Source organism: Gilliamella sp. W8126 (genome assembly GCF_016102185.1).
In the GTDB taxonomy this organism is placed as follows: Bacteria; Pseudomonadota; Gammaproteobacteria; order Enterobacterales; family Orbaceae; genus Gilliamella; species Gilliamella apis_A.
Genome location: NZ_JACFPE010000007.1, coordinates 45,057 through 63,386, shown reverse-complemented (window position 1 = coordinate 63,386; position 18,330 = coordinate 45,057). Strand labels below are relative to the sequence as shown.

The 18,330-nt window shown below is 35.3% G+C and carries 18 protein-coding genes; 9 read left to right on the top strand and 9 right to left on the bottom strand.

The window, feature by feature from the left end:
• Window positions 1-84: 84 nt before the first annotated feature.
• Entirely contained in the window at window positions 85-930 is an 846-nt protein-coding gene (locus tag H3S74_RS10935; RefSeq protein ID WP_198247873.1) for a TonB family protein, read from the bottom strand.
• A 155-nt stretch (window positions 931-1,085) separates the two neighbouring features.
• Between H3S74_RS10935 and ispB the strand changes: the two genes are divergently transcribed.
• Window positions 1,086-2,069 (top strand): octaprenyl diphosphate synthase, encoded by a 984-nt coding sequence (ispB, locus tag H3S74_RS10930; RefSeq protein ID WP_110448580.1) that lies wholly within the window; start codon window positions 1,086-1,088, stop codon window positions 2,067-2,069.
• A gap of 166 nt (window positions 2,070-2,235) precedes the next feature.
• On the top strand, window positions 2,236-3,108 hold the full coding sequence (locus H3S74_RS10925) for an EamA family transporter (RefSeq protein WP_198201755.1): 873 nt from the start codon (window positions 2,236-2,238) through the stop codon (window positions 3,106-3,108).
• 68 nt (window positions 3,109-3,176) lie between these two features.
• Here H3S74_RS10925 and ffh read toward each other — a convergent pair whose 3' ends face one another.
• On the bottom strand, window positions 3,177-4,544 hold the full coding sequence (gene ffh / locus H3S74_RS10920; RefSeq protein WP_065651701.1) for a signal recognition particle protein: 1,368 nt from the start codon (window positions 4,542-4,544) through the stop codon (window positions 3,177-3,179).
• A 147-nt stretch (window positions 4,545-4,691) separates the two neighbouring features.
• Between ffh and H3S74_RS10915 the strand changes: the two genes are divergently transcribed.
• From H3S74_RS10915 to galU, 6 genes are all read left to right on the top strand, one after another.
• Window positions 4,692-5,075, top strand: a complete 384-nt coding sequence (locus tag H3S74_RS10915) for a RidA family protein (RefSeq protein WP_110448577.1) — start codon at window positions 4,692-4,694, stop codon at window positions 5,073-5,075.
• Window positions 5,076-5,341: 266 nt separating this feature from the next.
• On the top strand, window positions 5,342-6,538 hold the full coding sequence (locus H3S74_RS10910) for an amino acid aminotransferase (RefSeq protein ID WP_198247872.1): 1,197 nt from the start codon (window positions 5,342-5,344) through the stop codon (window positions 6,536-6,538).
• Window positions 6,539-6,562: 24 nt separating this feature from the next.
• On the top strand, window positions 6,563-6,712 hold the full coding sequence (locus H3S74_RS10905; RefSeq protein ID WP_110448575.1) for an entericidin A/B family lipoprotein: 150 nt from the start codon (window positions 6,563-6,565) through the stop codon (window positions 6,710-6,712).
• A 102-nt stretch (window positions 6,713-6,814) separates the two neighbouring features.
• Window positions 6,815-7,264, top strand: a complete 450-nt coding sequence (locus H3S74_RS10900) for a hypothetical protein (protein WP_110448574.1) — start codon at window positions 6,815-6,817, stop codon at window positions 7,262-7,264.
• 10 nt (window positions 7,265-7,274) lie between these two features.
• Window positions 7,275-7,775, top strand: coding sequence for a DUF2569 domain-containing protein (locus H3S74_RS10895; protein ID WP_198201752.1), 501 nt, complete (start codon window positions 7,275-7,277; stop codon window positions 7,773-7,775).
• Between the two features lie 20 nt (window positions 7,776-7,795).
• The gene (gene galU / locus H3S74_RS10890) at window positions 7,796-8,710 is read left to right on the top strand and encodes a UTP--glucose-1-phosphate uridylyltransferase GalU (protein WP_198247871.1); all 915 of its coding nucleotides are present in this window, start codon (window positions 7,796-7,798) and stop codon (window positions 8,708-8,710) included.
• Between the two features lie 89 nt (window positions 8,711-8,799).
• Here galU and H3S74_RS10885 read toward each other — a convergent pair whose 3' ends face one another.
• From H3S74_RS10885 to orn, 5 genes are all read right to left on the bottom strand, one after another.
• On the bottom strand, window positions 8,800-10,221 hold the full coding sequence (locus H3S74_RS10885; protein WP_198247870.1) for a cation:dicarboxylate symporter family transporter: 1,422 nt from the start codon (window positions 10,219-10,221) through the stop codon (window positions 8,800-8,802).
• Between the two features lie 139 nt (window positions 10,222-10,360).
• Entirely contained in the window at window positions 10,361-11,692 is a 1,332-nt protein-coding gene (locus H3S74_RS10880) for a CoA-disulfide reductase (protein WP_198247869.1), read from the bottom strand.
• A gap of 155 nt (window positions 11,693-11,847) precedes the next feature.
• Window positions 11,848-12,825 (bottom strand): ferrochelatase, encoded by a 978-nt coding sequence (hemH, locus tag H3S74_RS10875; RefSeq protein ID WP_198247868.1) that lies wholly within the window; start codon window positions 12,823-12,825, stop codon window positions 11,848-11,850.
• Window positions 12,826-12,828: 3 nt separating this feature from the next.
• The gene (gene waaA / locus H3S74_RS10870) at window positions 12,829-14,097 is read right to left on the bottom strand and encodes a lipid IV(A) 3-deoxy-D-manno-octulosonic acid transferase (protein ID WP_232354893.1); all 1,269 of its coding nucleotides are present in this window, start codon (window positions 14,095-14,097) and stop codon (window positions 12,829-12,831) included.
• Window positions 14,094-14,666 (bottom strand): oligoribonuclease, encoded by a 573-nt coding sequence (orn, locus tag H3S74_RS10865; RefSeq protein WP_065614655.1) that lies wholly within the window; start codon window positions 14,664-14,666, stop codon window positions 14,094-14,096. The genes waaA and orn overlap by 4 nt, the downstream gene beginning before the upstream one ends.
• Window positions 14,667-14,746: 80 nt before the next feature.
• On the opposite strand from orn, the gene rsgA reads away from it, so the two are divergent.
• On the top strand, window positions 14,747-15,772 hold the full coding sequence (gene rsgA, locus H3S74_RS10860) for a small ribosomal subunit biogenesis GTPase RsgA (RefSeq protein ID WP_198247888.1): 1,026 nt from the start codon (window positions 14,747-14,749) through the stop codon (window positions 15,770-15,772).
• A 90-nt stretch (window positions 15,773-15,862) separates the two neighbouring features.
• On the opposite strand, the gene H3S74_RS10855 is transcribed toward rsgA, so the two are convergent.
• Together H3S74_RS10855 and dauA are read right to left on the bottom strand one after the other, a co-directional pair.
• Window positions 15,863-16,408: an HdeD family acid-resistance protein gene (locus H3S74_RS10855; protein ID WP_198201746.1), complete on the bottom strand. Its 546-nt coding sequence runs from the start codon at window positions 16,406-16,408 to the stop codon at window positions 15,863-15,865.
• 187 nt (window positions 16,409-16,595) lie between these two features.
• Window positions 16,596-18,269, bottom strand: a complete 1,674-nt coding sequence (dauA, locus tag H3S74_RS10850; RefSeq protein WP_198247867.1) for a C4-dicarboxylic acid transporter DauA — start codon at window positions 18,267-18,269, stop codon at window positions 16,596-16,598.
• Between the last annotated feature and the right edge of the window lie 61 nt (window positions 18,270-18,330).

Below are 18,330 nucleotides of genomic sequence, written 5' to 3'. Positions count from 1 at the left end.
AATCAATAATTTAAGATTAGCGCCATTAAGTTTTATTTCAAATAAATACTATTGAATGATAGTTATGGATTGATAAATGTCAGTTTAGTTATTACCTAAACTAATTGAACTATCGCGATTAAAGATAATCTTCATTTTGATATTTTTACCAGCAATTGGTTTGTATTTCCATGTTTTCATTGCCGTGATCACTGCGCGATTAAAAATATTATTGGGTTGAGCTTCAATAATTCTAATATTTTCAACACGTCCTTCACTATTTACATCAAACATGACAATAACATGACCTTCTAAGCGCATGTCTAGTGCTCTTCTTGGATATTCTGGGCGATTTCGGCTAATCGGTGTTGGATTACCCGAATATTGCTGATTATCAGAAATTTTAGGTGCTACTGACGTTTTGGCAGTATTATCACTAATTGCTTCTTGTCTAACTTGTTGCCGAGAGGCTTTTTGTGTTGGTGGTTTTTTCTTTTTTGGTTTCGGTTTTGGTTCTGGTTTTACTATTGTTGGTTTATCAGGTTCAACAGTAGGTTTTTCGGGTTCTTTTTCCGGTGTAGGATCAAGTGTTTCTTCTTTAACGATTTCAGGCTCAACAATAGGTTCAACGGGTTGTTCTTCAATAGGTTTATTATCTATGATTTCACTGTTTTCTGCGCCTTGAATATCAGGTGTATTTTCAACTAATGATTGTTCAGGGGCTGCTAATTGAGTAAGATCAACCATTACGGCTTTAATTGAATCATCACCTTCATCAACCATGATGTTATTTGCAAACAACGCTGAGCTAAATAATAATCCTAATAAAAGTAGATGTGATATCACAGCAACAGATACAAATACATATATATAATTATCCTGTTGCTTGTTAGCAATAGGTGATTGTGGCTCTTTTTCTGTATTGATATCTATATCAAAATTGATCTTCATAGCAGTAATAATTTATCCCTTAGGGCGTGTATTCTAAATGAAAATGCTTATCATTTGTAGCATTTTTTTAAATATGATTTATCAATAACTTGTTGCATAAAAATATTTATCAGATAATAGTAAGTAAATATCTCTCATTTGTAGCGGTTAGACTGATGAATAATCCATCGATAAAACAGATACTCGATCTAGTTCAAGAAGATTTAGTGAAGGTTAATCAGGCAATACAAGCAGAGCTTAGCTCTGATGTTGTATTAATCAATCAATTAGGCAATTACATTATTAGTAGTGGCGGTAAACGTATTCGTCCAATCATTGCGCTACTCATTGCTAAAGCACTGAATTATCAGGGTGATAAACATATTATAACGGCTGCTTTTATCGAATTTATTCATACTGCAACCTTATTGCATGATGATGTTGTTGATGAGTCAGATTTACGCCGAGGCAAATCAACAGCTAATGCATTATTTGGTAATGCTGCTAGTGTTTTGGTCGGTGATTATATTTATACTCGTTCTTTTCAAATGATGGTTCGTACCGAATCATTTAAAGTATTACAAATTATGTCTGAGGCCACGAATGTTATCGCAGAAGGTGAAGTCCAACAACTACTTAATTGTAATGATCCAGATATTACTAAAGAACAGTATCTACAAGTCATATATCGTAAAACAGCAAGACTATTTGAAGCGACTTCTCATTCCGCTGCTGTCCTTGCTGAAGCAACCCCAGAACAAGAATTTGCCTTACAAGAATATGGAAAATATTTAGGGACTGCTTTTCAAATTATTGATGACTTATTAGATTATAGTGCCGATAGTAATCAAAAATTGGGTAAAAATTTAGGTGATGATCTTAATGAGGGTAAACCGACATTACCACTACTACATGCAATGCATCATGCTAATGCACAGGATGCGGCTTTAATCCGGCAAGCAATTGAACAAGGAAATGGCCGCCATTTATTAGATCATGTTTTAGCGGTGATGAAGTCATGCGGATCGCTTGAATTTACTTTAGAAACAGCCCAGCAAGAGGCAAATAAAGCGTTTAATGTGATTTCAATTTTACCAGATTCTCCTTATAAAAAAGCACTACAAGATCTGGCATTGTTATCAGTAAAAAGGGAAAACTAACAGTGATGTTTATTTGATAATTTTAAATACATTAGTTATACAATTTGTTTAATTAACATTGTTTTTTACCATTGATGGTGAATATTTCAAATTGAATTTTATTATGTTATGCAAATAGGTTGTGCCCTTTTTATAACAATCCCATTGTTCAAATAAGGTTATTATTATGTTCAAAAGGTCTTGGCCGGTTTTTTTAATTTTCGTATCGATGATTTCTGTACAATCAAGCGCTTCATTTGCTAAATATTTATTCCCAGTACTTGGACCAGAAGCAATGACTGCTTGGCGTTTATTTTTTTCCGCTATTTTATTGGTCATAATCTTTAAACCTTGGCGTAAAACGATTTCTAAACCAGCAATTAAATATATTATTTTATATGGTATTGCCATGGGATGCATGAATTTATCTTTTTATAATGCTATCTCTCGTATTCCTTTAGGTATTGCTGTCGCAATTGAATTGACGGGGCCAATTATGGTCGCTATGTTTTCCGGTCGACGATTAAGCGATTTTATTTGGTTAGCTATTGCCATAATTGGATTAGTTATGTTGTTGCCTATTCATCAAGCAGCCAGTGATTTAGATCCGATAGGTCTTTTACTTGCTTTAGGTGCTGGAGGCTGTTGGGCTGGTTATATTCTTTTTGGTCGTAAGGCAGGCGAAATATATGGTGCACCAAGTGTTGCACTCGGCTCGATTGTTGCTTCAGTATTACTCTTTCCTATTGGGGTATGGCAAAGTGGTAGCACAATGTTTTCCTTGGATATTTTGCCATTAGCTTTCATGGTTTCACTGTTAGCATCAGCGATTCCTTATGGCCTTGATATGGTCGCATTACCGCGTTTACCAGCCCAAACTTTTAGTACCTTAATGAGTTTGTCGCCAGTATTTGCGGCATTTTCGGGATTAATTGTTTTACATGAACAGTTAACACATTACCAGTGGTTAGCTATTATGTTTATTATTGTTTCTTCGATTGGTACGGTATTAACTATGCATCGACCAAGTAAAATTAAAGCACTAAATCGAGAAGATTGAGTGTATTGAATTACTATCGCGCTCAAACACGCGATAGTAATTAAGAGAAAGAGAAGTATAGTGAACGTTTATCGAGGCGGAAAACCCATGCCTCCGCCCATTAAGCCTTTCATTTGACGCATCATCTTCATCATGCCGCCACCCTTCATTTTTTTCATCATTTTTTGCATATCTTCAAACTGTTTAAGTAGTTTGTTAACATCTTGTACTTGTGTTCCGGATCCATTTGCAATACGGCGTTTGCGTGATCCTTTGATGATTTCAGGATTTGCTCGCTCTTTTAAAGTCATAGAGCCAATTATTGCTTCCATCTTGATGGTGATTTTGTCATCCATTTGCGCTTTAATATGATCTGGTAGTTGTCCTACACCAGGTAATTTAGCCAGCATGGCCCCCATTCCACCCATATTACGCATCTGTTTAAGCTGATCTTGGAAATCATTAAAGTCAAATTTATCGCCTTTTTTTAACTTTTTAGCGATTTTTTCCGCTTTTTCACGATCAACATTACTCTGTAATTCTTCAATTAAAGAGAGAACATCTCCCATGCCTAAAATGCGCGAAGCGATACGGTCAGGGTAAAAAGGCTCTAATGCATCCGTTTTTTCTCCCATCCCTAAAAACTTAATTGGTTTGCCAGTGATATGGCGGATTGATAATGCTGCACCACCACGAGCATCACCATCAACTTTAGTTAAAATGACACCGGTTAGTGGTAAGGCATCATTAAATGCTTTAGCTGTATTGGCGGCATCTTGTCCGGTCATTGCATCGACAACAAATAGTGTTTCAATTGGATTGATTGCATCATGTAGTGCTTTGATTTCATCCATCATGTCGCTATCAACATGCAATCGACCAGCGGTATCGACAATCAGTACATCAAAAAATTGTAATTTCGCATGTGAAATTGCTTTATTAACAATATCAACTGGTTTTTGATTGATATCTGATGGGAAGAACTCGACATCAATTGCTTTAGCAAGTGTTTCTAATTGTTTTATCGCTGCGGGTCGATAAACATCGGCAGAAACAACTAATACTTTCTTTTTTTGTTTTTCTTTTAAGAATTTTGCTAGTTTTGCAACGCTAGTTGTTTTACCTGCACCTTGTAAACCAGCCATTAGCATTACCGCTGGAGGCTGAGTAGCTAAGTTAAGTGAACTATTAACTTCACCCATTGCTGCAGTCAGTTCAGCTTGAACGATTTTAATAAACTCTTGGCCTGGGGTTAGTGTTTTATTTACGTCTAAACCGACGGCTTTTTGTTTAACTTGGTTAATAAATTCCCGTACTACAGGTAGGGCAACATCAGCTTCAAGTAATGCCATTCTGACATCACGTAGCGCATCTTTGATATTATCTTCAGACAGACGTCCACGACCACTAATATTGCGGAATGTCTGTGATAAACGGTCAGTTAAATTCTCAAACATACTAACTCTCAACAAATTAAAAAAATTATCACCTATCATATCAGAAAATTTGCAGAAGTCCCATGATCATAAATTTGTTATGGCTTGACACAAAATTGTGTTCCTGTTGAAATGAGAGTCATAATAAATGAAAGGAGAAAGTTATCTATGGTGAAAGTAGTTAATACCGATAAAGCCCCTGCAGCTATTGGTCCTTATGTACAAGGTGTCGATTTGGGTAATATGTTATTTGCATCAGGTCAAATCCCAATTAATCCAGCAACGGGTGAGATGCCAACTTGCGTGAAAGAACAAGCTAAGCAAAGTTTAGCTAATGTTAAAGCAATTATTACTGAGGCGGGTTATCAAGTTAAAAATATCGTTAAAACAACTATTTTTTTAGCTGATATGAATGATTTTGCTGATGTTAATAGTGTCTATGAAGAATTTTTTACCGAAAATCAAGCAAGCTTTCCAGCTCGTTCTTGTGTGCAAGTAGCTCGAATTCCGAAAGATGCTAAAGTTGAAATAGAAGTTATTGCTGTTAAATAAGTTTGCCAAATTTATTAGCACCAATAGGTGCTAATGAAGCAAAAAAGTTGAGGGAAGTTTTTTTGCGGCTTTTCTTGCTAAATTTTCCTATTTTTTTGGTCATCAGTTATGATGTTTTTCTATCTGTATCTGGCTGTTTAAAAGTCGATTTTATTCGCCTAAAATTATTTATATTTAAACTGTTATTTAGTGATTGATTGCTAATTGAGTTGGTGCAATAATCTACAATTATACATTGCTATTTATTGGTTAATTAGGTTGGAAAAATGTTTGAAAAAGTAGAGTCGTATGCTGGTGACCCAATTTTGTCATTAGTCGCAGAATTTAATAATGATAGCCGTCAGGATAAGACCAATTTAAGTATTGGATATTATTATGATGAAAACAGTGAGGTTCCGCAGTTATCATGTGTTAAAACGGCCCGTGATTATATTTATCAACATCAACAAGGCGCACAACTTTATTTGCCAATGAGTGGTTTACCTAGTTATTGCCAAGCGATTCAATCACTGCTTTTTGGTGAGGATAATTCTGCTATTCAAGCTAAACGCATTGCAACTATTCAAACGTTAGGCGGATCAGGTGCCCTGAAAGTTGGTGCTGATTTTCTTTATCATTATTTTCCGAATTCTCAAGTATGGGTAAGTGATCCAACTTGGGAAAATCATATTGCTATTTTTAGTGGTGCAGGCTTTAAAGTAAATAAATATCCTTATTTTGACTCAGCAACTTGTGGTGTGAAATTTGACGCTATGCTAGATACATTAAATAGCTTACCGGCTAAAAGTATCGTGCTATTACATCCTTGTTGTCATAATCCTACTGGTGTCGATTTAACACAGCCGCAGTGGGATAAAGTAATTGAAGTTTTACAAAATCGTGATCTTATCCCATTTATGGATATTGCTTATCAAGGTTTTGGTGAAAGTATCGAAAATGATAGTTATGCAATCAAAAAAGTCGCTGAGAAAGGATTATGTGGTTTGATCAGTAATTCTTTTTCTAAAACTTTTTCACTGTATGGAGAACGGGTAGGTGGATTATCCGTATTATGTGATGATAGCCAAGTAGCAAATTGTGTATTTGGTCAGTTACAAGCAACAGTTCGTCGTAACTATTCCAGCCCAGCTGCGTATGGAGCGCAATTGGTCTCATATGTATTAAATAATACGGAACTTAAAGCTTTATGGCTTAATGAAGTTCAAACCATGCGCAACCGTATTGTAACCATGCGTTCAACCTTAGTCGATTTATTAAAAACAGCAGCACCGGCACAAAATTTTGATTATTTGGTTAAACAAAGAGGTATGTTTAGCTATACAGGTTTTTCTAAAGAGCAAGTCACACAGCTAAAAGATGATTTCGCCGTTTATTTGGTGGGCAGCGGAAGAATGTGTGTGGCGGGATTAAATCACCATAATATACATCGTGTAGCAGAAGCATTTGCCACAATAAAATCATAATGTGACTAACTAGAGGAGAATCACATGTTACGTAAAGTATTTATTTTAATAGTAAGTATTGCGATGACAACAATGGTAGTTGGTTGTAACACGTTTAAAGGTGTCGGTAAAGATGTTCAATCTGGCGGTAAAGCAATTACGAATACGGCTGAAAATGTTAGTGAAAAGATGTAAATAGTGGCTGGAGTTACTTATAAATATTTTATAAGTAAACAATAAATGATGTATCGTGTTTTTAATATTTTCTTTGTATTTTTACTTGTAGGGTGTAGTTCGTTGAATTTTCGAACTGCACCTTTAACAATGGAAAATTGCCAGTATCAAAATCGTTCAGGTATTGAATTCAAGTTAAACCAACTTGAAAGCAATGTTTCAACATATCCCCATATTTACCTTTCTCAAAGTCGAGCTAGTCGTCATTTAACAACTAACTATGTTGGTTTAAAAGGCAAATTAACTGGTCAAATTTTTGTACGAGATTATCCGAAAGAGACATTTTGGCGAAGTCCTAATATATTTGAACGAGCATCAATGTATGATGACGGTTATGATGATTTGTATATTAGTCGTAAACAGAAGGAATCTCGTGATCGTAAGGCAAAATTTGTAGTAAAAGAAGCGGTATTAGAAAACTGTCAGATTATCTATATTTCCATTGATTCTTTAGCTAAAGATAGAGATAATCCTTCATTAATCGAATCTGCGGATTTATCTATTATTAAATAAGGATATTTATATGACTGATAACTTACCCCTTAGAGGATTAGGTGGCTGGCTTATTGTTGTTGCAATAAGATTAATTTTGAGTTGTATCAGTAATATATTTTTGATTATTTATATAAGCATTATCTTTATAAGATTGGCTAATTTTACTAATTCAAATTCCATTTTTTATAGTGAAAATCTTAACTGGATTTATCCATTAGAAATTGGTATGAATTTGATTCTTATTTTTTTTAATATCTACTTACTTTATCTTTTTTTCACTAAAAATTATAAATTTCCATCTTTGATGATTTGTTTTGAACTGTTAGTTATTGGATTGATGCTTTTAGATCAGTTTATTACTCATCAATTTACCACATTTAAAATTGAAAGCCGTGATTTGTTTAATATAGCAAAAAACATTATTTTGAGCGTTATTTGCATTTCTTATATGCTAAAATCTGAGAGAGTTTATAACACGTTTGTTAATGGGCGTCGTAGAGTCGAAAGTAATAACAATATTATTAGTTAATATATTTTTAAGGAACTAAAATGTCATCAAATTTTGAACCATCTTTAAAGGGCAAAGTTAAGAAAGCTGTAATTCCAGTCGCAGGCCTTGGTACGAGAATGTTGCCTGCAACCAAAGCGATTCCTAAAGAGATGTTACCCGTAGTGGATAAACCACTTATACAATATGTTGTTAAAGAGTGTATTGCAGCCGGAATAACTGAAATTATTTTTGTTACACATTCTTCTAAAAATTCGATTGAAAACCATTTTGATACTAGCTTCGAGCTTGAAGCTATGTTAGAAGCGCGAGTTAAACGTCAACTCTTGCAAGAAGTGCAAGGAATACTACCAAAACATGTCACTATTACAAGTGTTCGCCAAGGTTTAGCCAAAGGGCTTGGCCATGCGGTACTTTGTGCTTATCCTTTAGTTGGTGATGAACCTTTTGCTGTTGTATTACCGGATGTGATTATAGATGAGTATGAAAGTGATCTTACTCAGGATAATTTAGCGGCGATGATTAATAATTATCATGAGACTAAGCATAGTCAAATTATGGTTGAGCCGGTACCAAAAGAACTCGTTTCATCTTATGGTATTGTTGACTGTCGTGGTGAAGAGTTATCTGCTGGTAATGTAACACAAATGTATAGTGTAGTTGAAAAACCAGCGATTGAAGAAGCGCCATCCAATCAATCAGTGGTAGGGCGTTATGTGTTGTCTGAAAAAATTTGGCCTTTATTAGCCAAAACACCATTAGGGGCTGGTGGTGAAATTCAATTAACTGATGCAATTGCGATGTTACTAGAAGATGATGCTGTTGATGCGTATTGTATTAAAGGCCGAAGCCATGATTGTGGTAATAAATTAGGTTATGTTCAAACCTTTGTTCATTACGCAATGCGTCATAAAAGTTTAGGTGATGATGTTAAAGCGTGGTTAAAAACGATTTAATTTTTTGCCTAATCACTGATATAAAAAAGACGCCAATTGGCGTCTTTTCGCTATTTGTTTAGAATATATCGGAAGTGTATATTTTATTATTAAACTTCTGACTGCTCATTATCCAAGGTCACATTAGGATCGTTATAGATATCCATATTCATTAATTGAACTTCATGATCGGTTGCAATTGCTGCTGTCATTGCACCGGATACATTGGCTAAGGTTCTGGCCATATCAATGATTGGATCAACAGCTAGCACCATGCCGATTAAAGGGAAGTATTCTGCCATTCCCATGCCTGATAGTACAACGGTTGCTGCAACAGTTGCAGTACCCGGAATACCGGCGATACCAATCGAACCGATAACGACCACAATTACTAGCATAATATAAAATTGGATATCAGTATTAATGCCCACCATATGGGCAACCATTACGGCAAGCAGTGCAGGGAAAAATCCAGCACAACCATTCATTCCCATTGTACTACCCAATGATCCTACTAGATTAGCAGTACCGGTATTTACTCCCATTCTGACGGTCAATGTTGATATTGTCATAGGTAATGTACCGACTGATGAACGGCTGGTAAAAGCCAGTAACCATGTACCAAGTGCTTTTTTAATAAATGTGATTGGTGAAATACCATGTACCATCACAATCACGATATGTACTGCAAGCATTAATATGGTAGCAAGGTAAATTGCTAATACAAAGCTTGATACTTCGACTATTGCAGGAATACCATTGGAAATAATGGTGCGAGCAAGTAAGGCAATTACTGCATAAGGCATATATTTGATGACCGTCATGGCAATTGACATGATAATTTTATAAAGTGCTTCAATAAAGGTTTTAAACAGGGCAATAGGGTGTGGATTCTTTTTTTCCATGCGATTAGCTGCAAGTCCCATTAATGCCGAAAAGATGACTAAACCAACAATATTCTCTTTTACCATGGAAGCAATGATGTTACTAGGGATAAGATTGACGAATGTATCAATGATATTGGTATATTGTTTTGCAACAGCGGTTTTGGCTGAGGTTGAACTTAGTTCACCTAATGATAATACATTAGCCAAGATAATCCCAATAATACAAGCAATGGCTGTAGTGAATAGTAGCCAAAAAATACCTCTGAATGCGATTTGTGGTAAATTTTCTTTACCAGAAAAATCAATAATCACTTTTACAATTGAGACGAAAATCAGAGGAATAACTAGCATGCGAATAAAGGCTATAAAGGCTCGGCCGAATAAACCATACCATGTTGCGATTTCTTGCATCCAAATTGTTGAGCTATTTGGAAAACCTGCAGAGGCTTGAATACCTAAACCCAGTACGGCACCAAGTACTAAGCCAACTAGCATACGAATAGAAAAATTAACTTTTTTGGTTTGCAGTGGTCGCATTATCGCAAAAAAGCAAAACAGCAATAAGCCAATGCCTATTAAGGTTTGATAATGGGTGATAGATAAGAACTTTTCAAAAAAAGTCCCCTGAAAAATGGCATCTGACATGGTTTACCCCCAGCTTTTGGATAAAATTGAATTAATTATGTAATGATCTATTGTGGTAGGATTAATAAATTATTAACCCTACCACATATTTTTAATGTTAATAACTTAACATATTGTAAATAATTAATATGTTTTAATACTATTTAGCTATACCACCGGCTATATTTAAAATATCCCATGGTCTTGAAAAAGGAGGTGCATATAAAAAGTCCATCATGGCTAATTCATCAATTTTCATATTGGCCCAAATGGCTGTGGCTAAACTATTCGTTCTTAATGCAGCACCGTTCCCTCCCGCTATTTGGCCACCTAATAAAATACGAGTTTCGGCGTGATAAATGAGTTTAGCGATTACGCCAGTTTGCCCTTCAACATAGTTACTGTGATTTTTATCTTTAACGATTACTGTCTTGTAAGGGATCCCTGCTTTGATTGTTTGTGATTCTGTTAGACCTGTTCGTCCGGCTTCAATATCAAAGACTTTCAATGCTGATGTACCAAGTGTGCCTGGGAATTGGTTATTTCCACCAGCTAAATTGTCACCAACTGTTTTACCTAATTTGTTGGCACCAGTAGCTAGTGGTATATAAGTCATTGATTGACTAACTCGATGATATAGTGCGACACAATCACCAGCAGCATAAACACCTGCAATATTTGTTTGGCCATAATTATCAATAATAATTGCACCATTATTAAGTGTTTCAATATCCAGATCTTTATATACTTCACTATTAGGTTTTACCCCTGTAGCTATAATGACAATATCTGCTGCATATTTAGCTTTATCGGTAATAACGTGGGTAACTGTCTGTACACCTTCAAAACCTTGTACTCGTTCTTTTAGATGTAAATCACAATGTTGTTTTAAGTTTTCTTCAATAATCTCGGTAAGTTCCGGATCAAAGGCATCGACCAATACTCTATCATCTAATTGAATTAATTTTACATTTTTGTTTAATTCCACTAAAGATTCGGTTACTTCAAGTCCTATGTAACCAGCACCAATAACTACAACATTGGTATTTTGTGGATTAGCCAAGGCGCTTTTTATTGCCAGACCATCATATATATCACGTAAAGTGAAAATATTTTCCAGTTGGCGATTTTCTAAAGGCGGAATTATTGGTACTGCTCCAACCGCAATAAGTAATTTGTCATAATCATCATCAAAACAGTTATTGGTATTAAGATCTTTGACTGTAATTTTTTTTAATTTTGCATCAATAGCAATAACTTCATGTAACGTCTTGATTTCAATCCCATCTTTTGCAAATTGATTTGGTGTTCTAGATATCATTTCATTTTCATCTTGAAAATGATTGCCAATAAAGTAAGGTAATCCACAAGCACCAAATGAAACAATATCTGATTTTTCATAAATGCGAATGGTTGCATTAGGATCCTTTCTTTTGGCTTTTGCTGCGGCACTGGCACCAGCAGCTTGAGCGCCAATGATGATTATTTTCATCGAGTGTTCTCCTTTGAGCGCAAATAACTTTTAACTATCATCGTAACACAGGTTAATCACACTAGTTAGATTAGTTGGTTATTTAGCTTTAATATTAATCAATTTAAAGTTGTGTTGATAAGATTTGATTCCTGTTAAAAATAAATCTTAATCAGTTAAAATTTTTTGAGGAAAGGCGGTTTTTCAAGTATATCTTTGATTAATTCAACCTGTAGAGACGTATCGTTTAAGGCCGGGATGTAATAAAATTGTTTACCGCTAGCATTTAGGAATATTTCTCGATTTTGTTCATCAATTTCATAAAGGGTCTCAATACAATCCGCTGAAAAACCTGGACAGATAACCTGGACATATTTAGAGCCTATTTTAGCCAATTTTTCTAATATATCGCTAGTGTTGGGTTCAACCCATTTCCCTTTACCAAACTTTGATTGATAAGCCATTTTTATTGTTAAGTCGATACCATTTTCTTGGCATTTGTTTGTCAATAAGTTAGTGGTTAACTGGCATCTTTGCACATAGTCGTCATGGCGTTTATCAATATAGCGTTCAGGAATACCATGATAAGAAAGGAGTAATACATCAGGCTGCCCTTGGATTGAAAACGCTTGCAGGATTTGTGAATAAAGAGCATCAATATAACTTGGGTGGTCGGCATAATCATGAATATAGCTAAGATTAATCTTGATATTATTATCTGCAATAAGTTGCTTAACTTTATCTAATACCGCTTGAGTTGTCGTCGTTGAATACTGAGGAAATAACGGTAATAATGTAATTTGTTCACATGACTTTAAGCTATTTAACGCCGAGAGTAAGCTTGGTTCACCATAGGTCATGGCTAATTCACATTGCATATCAGGTAATGCTAATTGTAATTGATTAATTAAGCGTTTACTGTAATGAAGTAATGGTGATTCACCCTCAATCCATATTTTTTGATAATGGTTGATGATGTAGGGGACGCGTTTAGGTAGTACAAGGTATTTTAAAATTGGATACCAAATAAAAGCAGGTAGGTCGACAACATGGCGATCGAGTAAAAACTCGGTCAAGTAGTTGCGAATTGCCATTGGTGTTGCGGCACTTGGCGTTCCTAAATTAACTATCAATAATCCCTGTTTTTTATTCACAAGTCATTCCTCAAGATAGTGATGAATAACCGTCAATAGACGATGTAAAGCACCTTGATTACTTTTTAATACTTGATAGGCATTTTCGCCGATTTGCTGACAGCGATTTTTGTCATTCAATAAACTATTTATGGTTAAATAAAGCGAATCAATATCACTATTACATACCAGCATACCATTAGCATCGATCAATTGTTCGCCAATGACTTTAAAGTTAAAAAAGTGTTTACCGCTAATAATTGGAATATGGTGTAGTGCTGGTTCTAACGGGTTATGACCACCATGTTCAATTAAACTACCGCCAACAAAGGCAATATTCGCCATCCCATAAAGTTCTAACAGCTCTCCCATGGTATCACCCAAAATCACTTGTGTCTGATCTGTAGGGTTTTGTTTGCTACTGCGTGTAATATAATTCAAGCCATTATCGGCAATTAGTTTTTCAACGGTTTTAAAACGTTCAGGGTGACGAGGGACCAAAATAAGTAATAAGTTGCCATGATTTTTAAGAAGCTGTTGAAATGCTGATAAAATGATTTCATCTTCACCTGAATGTGTGCTGGCAGCGATTAGTACTGGTCGATGTAATTGCCATTGCTGTTTTAACTGCGCAAGATTCTGTTGTTGCTTGGCCGTGAGTTCAATATCAAACTTAATACTACCCGTTACCACTAAATGATCTGCCGGTAGGCCCAATGAGATAAATCTATCGCCGTCTTGTTTGTTTTGGGCGGCAACGGTGCTGATTTTAGCAAATAATTTACTAATTGCTTTCCCTAGTTTATGGTATCTTTTGGCTGAACGTTCAGATAAACGGGCATTAGCAATGATCAATGGAATTTTTTTGTTATGACATTGGCTAATTAAGTTTGGCCAAAGCTCTGTTTCCATAATTATTACTAATTTAGGTTGGACTGTTTTTAAAAAACGATGTATTGCGCAAGGTAAATCATAAGGTAAATAGACATGGCCAACACTGTCTTTTAGTAATGATTTAACTTGCTTTGATCCCGTAGGCGTCATGGTTGTGACTGTAATGGGTAACTGTGGATATTGATTTTGCAGCGCTTTAATCAGCGGGATTGCAGCAAGGGTTTCACCGACCGATACGGCATGTACTAAAATTCCCCCTGATTTGACTTTATTTTTGCAAAATCCATAACGTTCTAACCAGCGTTTACGATAATCTGGCGCTTTACGGCTACGCCAAAGTAGTCTTATCCAGACAAACGGTTGAATTAAATAAAGTAAAATCGTGTATAAAATACTCATGATAATTCATTAGTTAGATTAAAAAAGTGTTGTCGGTAATAAACTAATTCGGCAATTGAATCACGAATATCATCCAACGCTTGATGTGAACTCTGTTTACTGATACCTTTTAATATTTCCGGTTTCCAACGTCTGGCTAATTCTTTAATCGTACTAACATCTAGATAACGGTAATGAAAATACTTTTCTAAATTTGGCATGTAATTAAATAGAAAACGGCGATCTTGACCAATGGTATTGCCACAGATTGGTGAACAGTTTTCAGGCACCCATTGTTTTAAAAATTCAATTGTTTGTTGTTCTGCTTGCTGTTCGGCAATGGTACTTTGTCGAACACGTTCGATTAAGCCTGATTTACCATGAGTTTTTTGATTCCAATCATCCATAAGTGCAAGTTGTTCATCTGATTGATGAACAGCAATAACTGGACCTTCAGCAAGGATATTTAAATTAGAGTCAGTTACGATGGTGGCAATTTCAATAATACGATCTCTGTTTGGATCGAGCCCTGTCATTTCAAGGTCAATCCAGATTAGATTATTACTGTTTATATTTGATTGTGTAGTCATAATTTGCGGTATTAATTTTCTTTTTAATGCCGAGTAGTGTAGCATAAGTACTAAATCGTTTGAGCAAAAAATTAGTTATCGTGGCAAAAAAACAACTTTCAAAAAATCAACAAAGGCGTATGGCCGCTAAGCATCAGCAGCGTTTAGAAACTAAGCTAGATGAAAATCTGTCTAATTTCTCTGCGCCACAAGAAGGGGTGGTGATTAGTCGCTTTGGCAAATCTGCTGATGTTGAAGATAACACTGGAATTATTTATCGTTGTAGTATTCGTCGTACGCTGCCATCTTTGGTAACGGGTGATAAAGTATTATGGCGTGAAAGTTTAGAACCAAATACTAATGGTATTATTGAAGCTGTTCATCCGCGCCATTCTGAATTAGTGCGACCTGATTTTTATGATGGCGTTAAGCCTGTTGCTGCAAATGTCGATCAAATTGTTATTATTTCTGCAGTATTGCCGGAATTATCGTTTAATATCATCGATCGCTATTTAGTTGCTTGTGAAGCAACCAATATCACACCGATTATTGTTTTGAATAAAATCGATTTGCTTGATAAGTACAAAAAACAGGAAATTGATCAGCAGTTACAAATTTACACTAAAATTGGTTATCAAGTTTTATATGTTTCATGTTTATCACAGCAGGGTATTGAACCTTTACAAAAGGTGCTGGATGACAAAATATCGATATTGGTTGGCCAATCTGGTGTGGGTAAATCAAGTATCATTAATTTGCTATTACCTCATGATCAAGCGACGTTAACTGGTGAGGTGTCTGAGATATCAGGTCTTGGCCAACATACTACAACTTCAACTCGACTTTACCATTTACCTAATGGTGGCGATATTATTGATTCTCCGGGAATTCGGGAATTCGGTTTATGGCATTTAGAGCCAGAGCAAGTTATTGGTGGTTTTGTTGAGTTTGAGGATTATTTAGGTGGTTGCCAATTTAGGGATTGCAATCACTTAGATACACCTGGGTGTCTATTACAAAAAGCGGTATCAGAAGGAATAATCGCACCATCAAGATTAGATAATTATCATCGAATTTTACAATCAATGCGTGAGGTTAAAGCGAAAACCAATAAGAGTTATAAATAGCCATTGCTAATTAGCAGATTTTTATTTTTGATATGTTGTGGAATATTGCTCACAAGCTGTGTTGTGAGCAATAAGATAAACTATCGCTATTTAGTGATTTTTTAATGCGAAACCAATAGCAATATAGGCAAAACCTTGGAAAACTAGATCGATACCTAAAAACATTCCTAATACCCAAACACTATCATATGGCCAACCAGCAATTAACATTAGTCCTAAAATGATGTTAATAATTCCCGAAAAGACTACCCATCCCCAACGAGGGATATTGCGATTACTCATGGCAGCAAAAATTTGGCTAAATCCACTAATAGTCAATAATAATGAAATCAATAAAGTTAGTGCTGATGAAACGGCAATCGGTTGGAAAAAAGCCATCCCACCGATAAAGATATATAAAATCCCCATGATTGCCCATAAGGCTGTTTGGCCAAAACCTTTGATATTAAATGCGTGTACAACTTGAATGATGCCGGCGATTAACAGTAGTGACCCGATAAAATAAACAGAAAAAACGGTAGCCATGAATTGATAACCCAATGCCAAGCAACCGAGAACAATTAAAATCACACCAATTACAATAAACCAATTCGCTTTATGCTTAACATCTTGAATAGTGTTTTTATTAGTTGTCATATTAATTTCCTATTTTTGTTGTTAATGTAAAGAATTAAACAAGTACTATCTTGCAAGGCTAACTTTTACTTATATTATTTTGGAAAAGGACAAGGTATATAGGTGATGCAAAATACTTAGTGAAAATCAGATACTATGTTTTCACTAAGTATAGTATTTAAGCAATATAATAAAACGAATTTCGCATTTAAATTTTATCTTTCAGTGCTTCATCTAAAGTTGAATAAAACATTAATTTGTTTGGAATTGGTACAATTTTTGCTCGGGCTAAAGTTTTTAATGGTTGAAATTGTAATTCACAAATTGAGAGCTCCACCTGCGCAGGTAATTCATCAATGAAATGAATAAGCGCATTTAAGCCCCCAGCATCAAGAATAGGTACTGCATCCCACTGTAGAACAATGTTTTGATAACCATTAATTTTTTGGTATAACTCTAAAAAGGTACGCTCAGCAGCGGCAAAGAACAATGGACCACTAATACGCAGTACTAATGTTTTCTCATTTCCTTGATTTAATTCGACTAAACGAGTCATTCTTGCAATACGACGCATAAATAAGATAGAAGCTAATACAATACCAATTGTTATAGCAATAACCATATCGAATAATACAGTCAGTGACATGCAAATAAGCATGATTATAATATCATCTTTAGGTGCGCGTTTAATGATATAAATAACTCGCTGTACGGCACTCATATTCCATGCAACAATTAATAATAATGCTGCCATTGCTGATAATGGAATAAAGGATAATAGTGGCGCAAAACAGATGAGTGCCAATAAAACAATTAACGCATGCAATACCGCAGCAATGGGTGAAGTCGCTCCAGCTTTTACATTTGCTGCTGAACGTGCAATAGCGGCTGTTGCTGAAATTCCACCAAAAAATGGGGCAATGATATTACCTAGACCTTGGCCAATCAATTCACTATTCGAATGATGTTTAGTATGTGTCATTTCATCTAAAACTACAGCACAAAGTAGTGATTCAATAGCACATAACATTGCCATAGTGATTGAAATTGGAATTAACGCACTGAATGTTGTCCAATCCCAAGTAAAACCAGCATGTTCCCATGGTAAGATAAATTCTGGTAACACTGGCGGAATACCATGACCAGTAGTATTATCTGCCAATGTATACGTGAATCGTGAACCAATTGTTTCTATTTGATAGCCAAATTGATTGAAGATTAGCATTATTAATACTCCTGCGACTAATGCTGGTAAATGGCCAGAAATTTTCATTCGAAATTTTGGCCAAACAATTAGCACAATAAGTGTTATTAATCCTACTGATGTATCGGCGATATTAATCGTTGGCAACGTCTTCACTAGTTCAATAACTTTATTGATGTAGTTTTCCGGCATATGTTCCAGTGTTAAACCAAAAAAGTCTTTAATTTGCATTGTTGCAATTGTTATTGCAATACCAGAGGTAAAACCTAATACCACAGGTAGAGGAATATATTCTATTAAGCGACCTAACCTAATTATGCCCATTAATATTAAAAATATGCCTGAAAGTAAGGTAGCAATTAATAGACCTGATAAACCAAATTGTATCGAAACCGGATATAAAATTACCACAAAAGCTGCTGTTGGGCCGGAAACACTAAAACGAGAACCACCTGTCAGTGCTATCACGAAACCAGCGATAATCGCAGTATATAAGCCATGTTGAGGTGCAACACCACTTGCTATAGCTAACGCCATAGCAAGCGGAATAGCAATAATGCCAACAGTTATTCCGGCAATCAAGTCTTTAAGAAAACGAATTGTGTTATAAGGGGTGTTAATGCATGCCGAAATAAATGCACTACTAATTTTAGTACCAGAAAGGCCATATAATTTCATTATGTTTTAAATCAATTAAATGAGTTGGAAAAAATACATAATAAGATAATCCTTTTTTCAA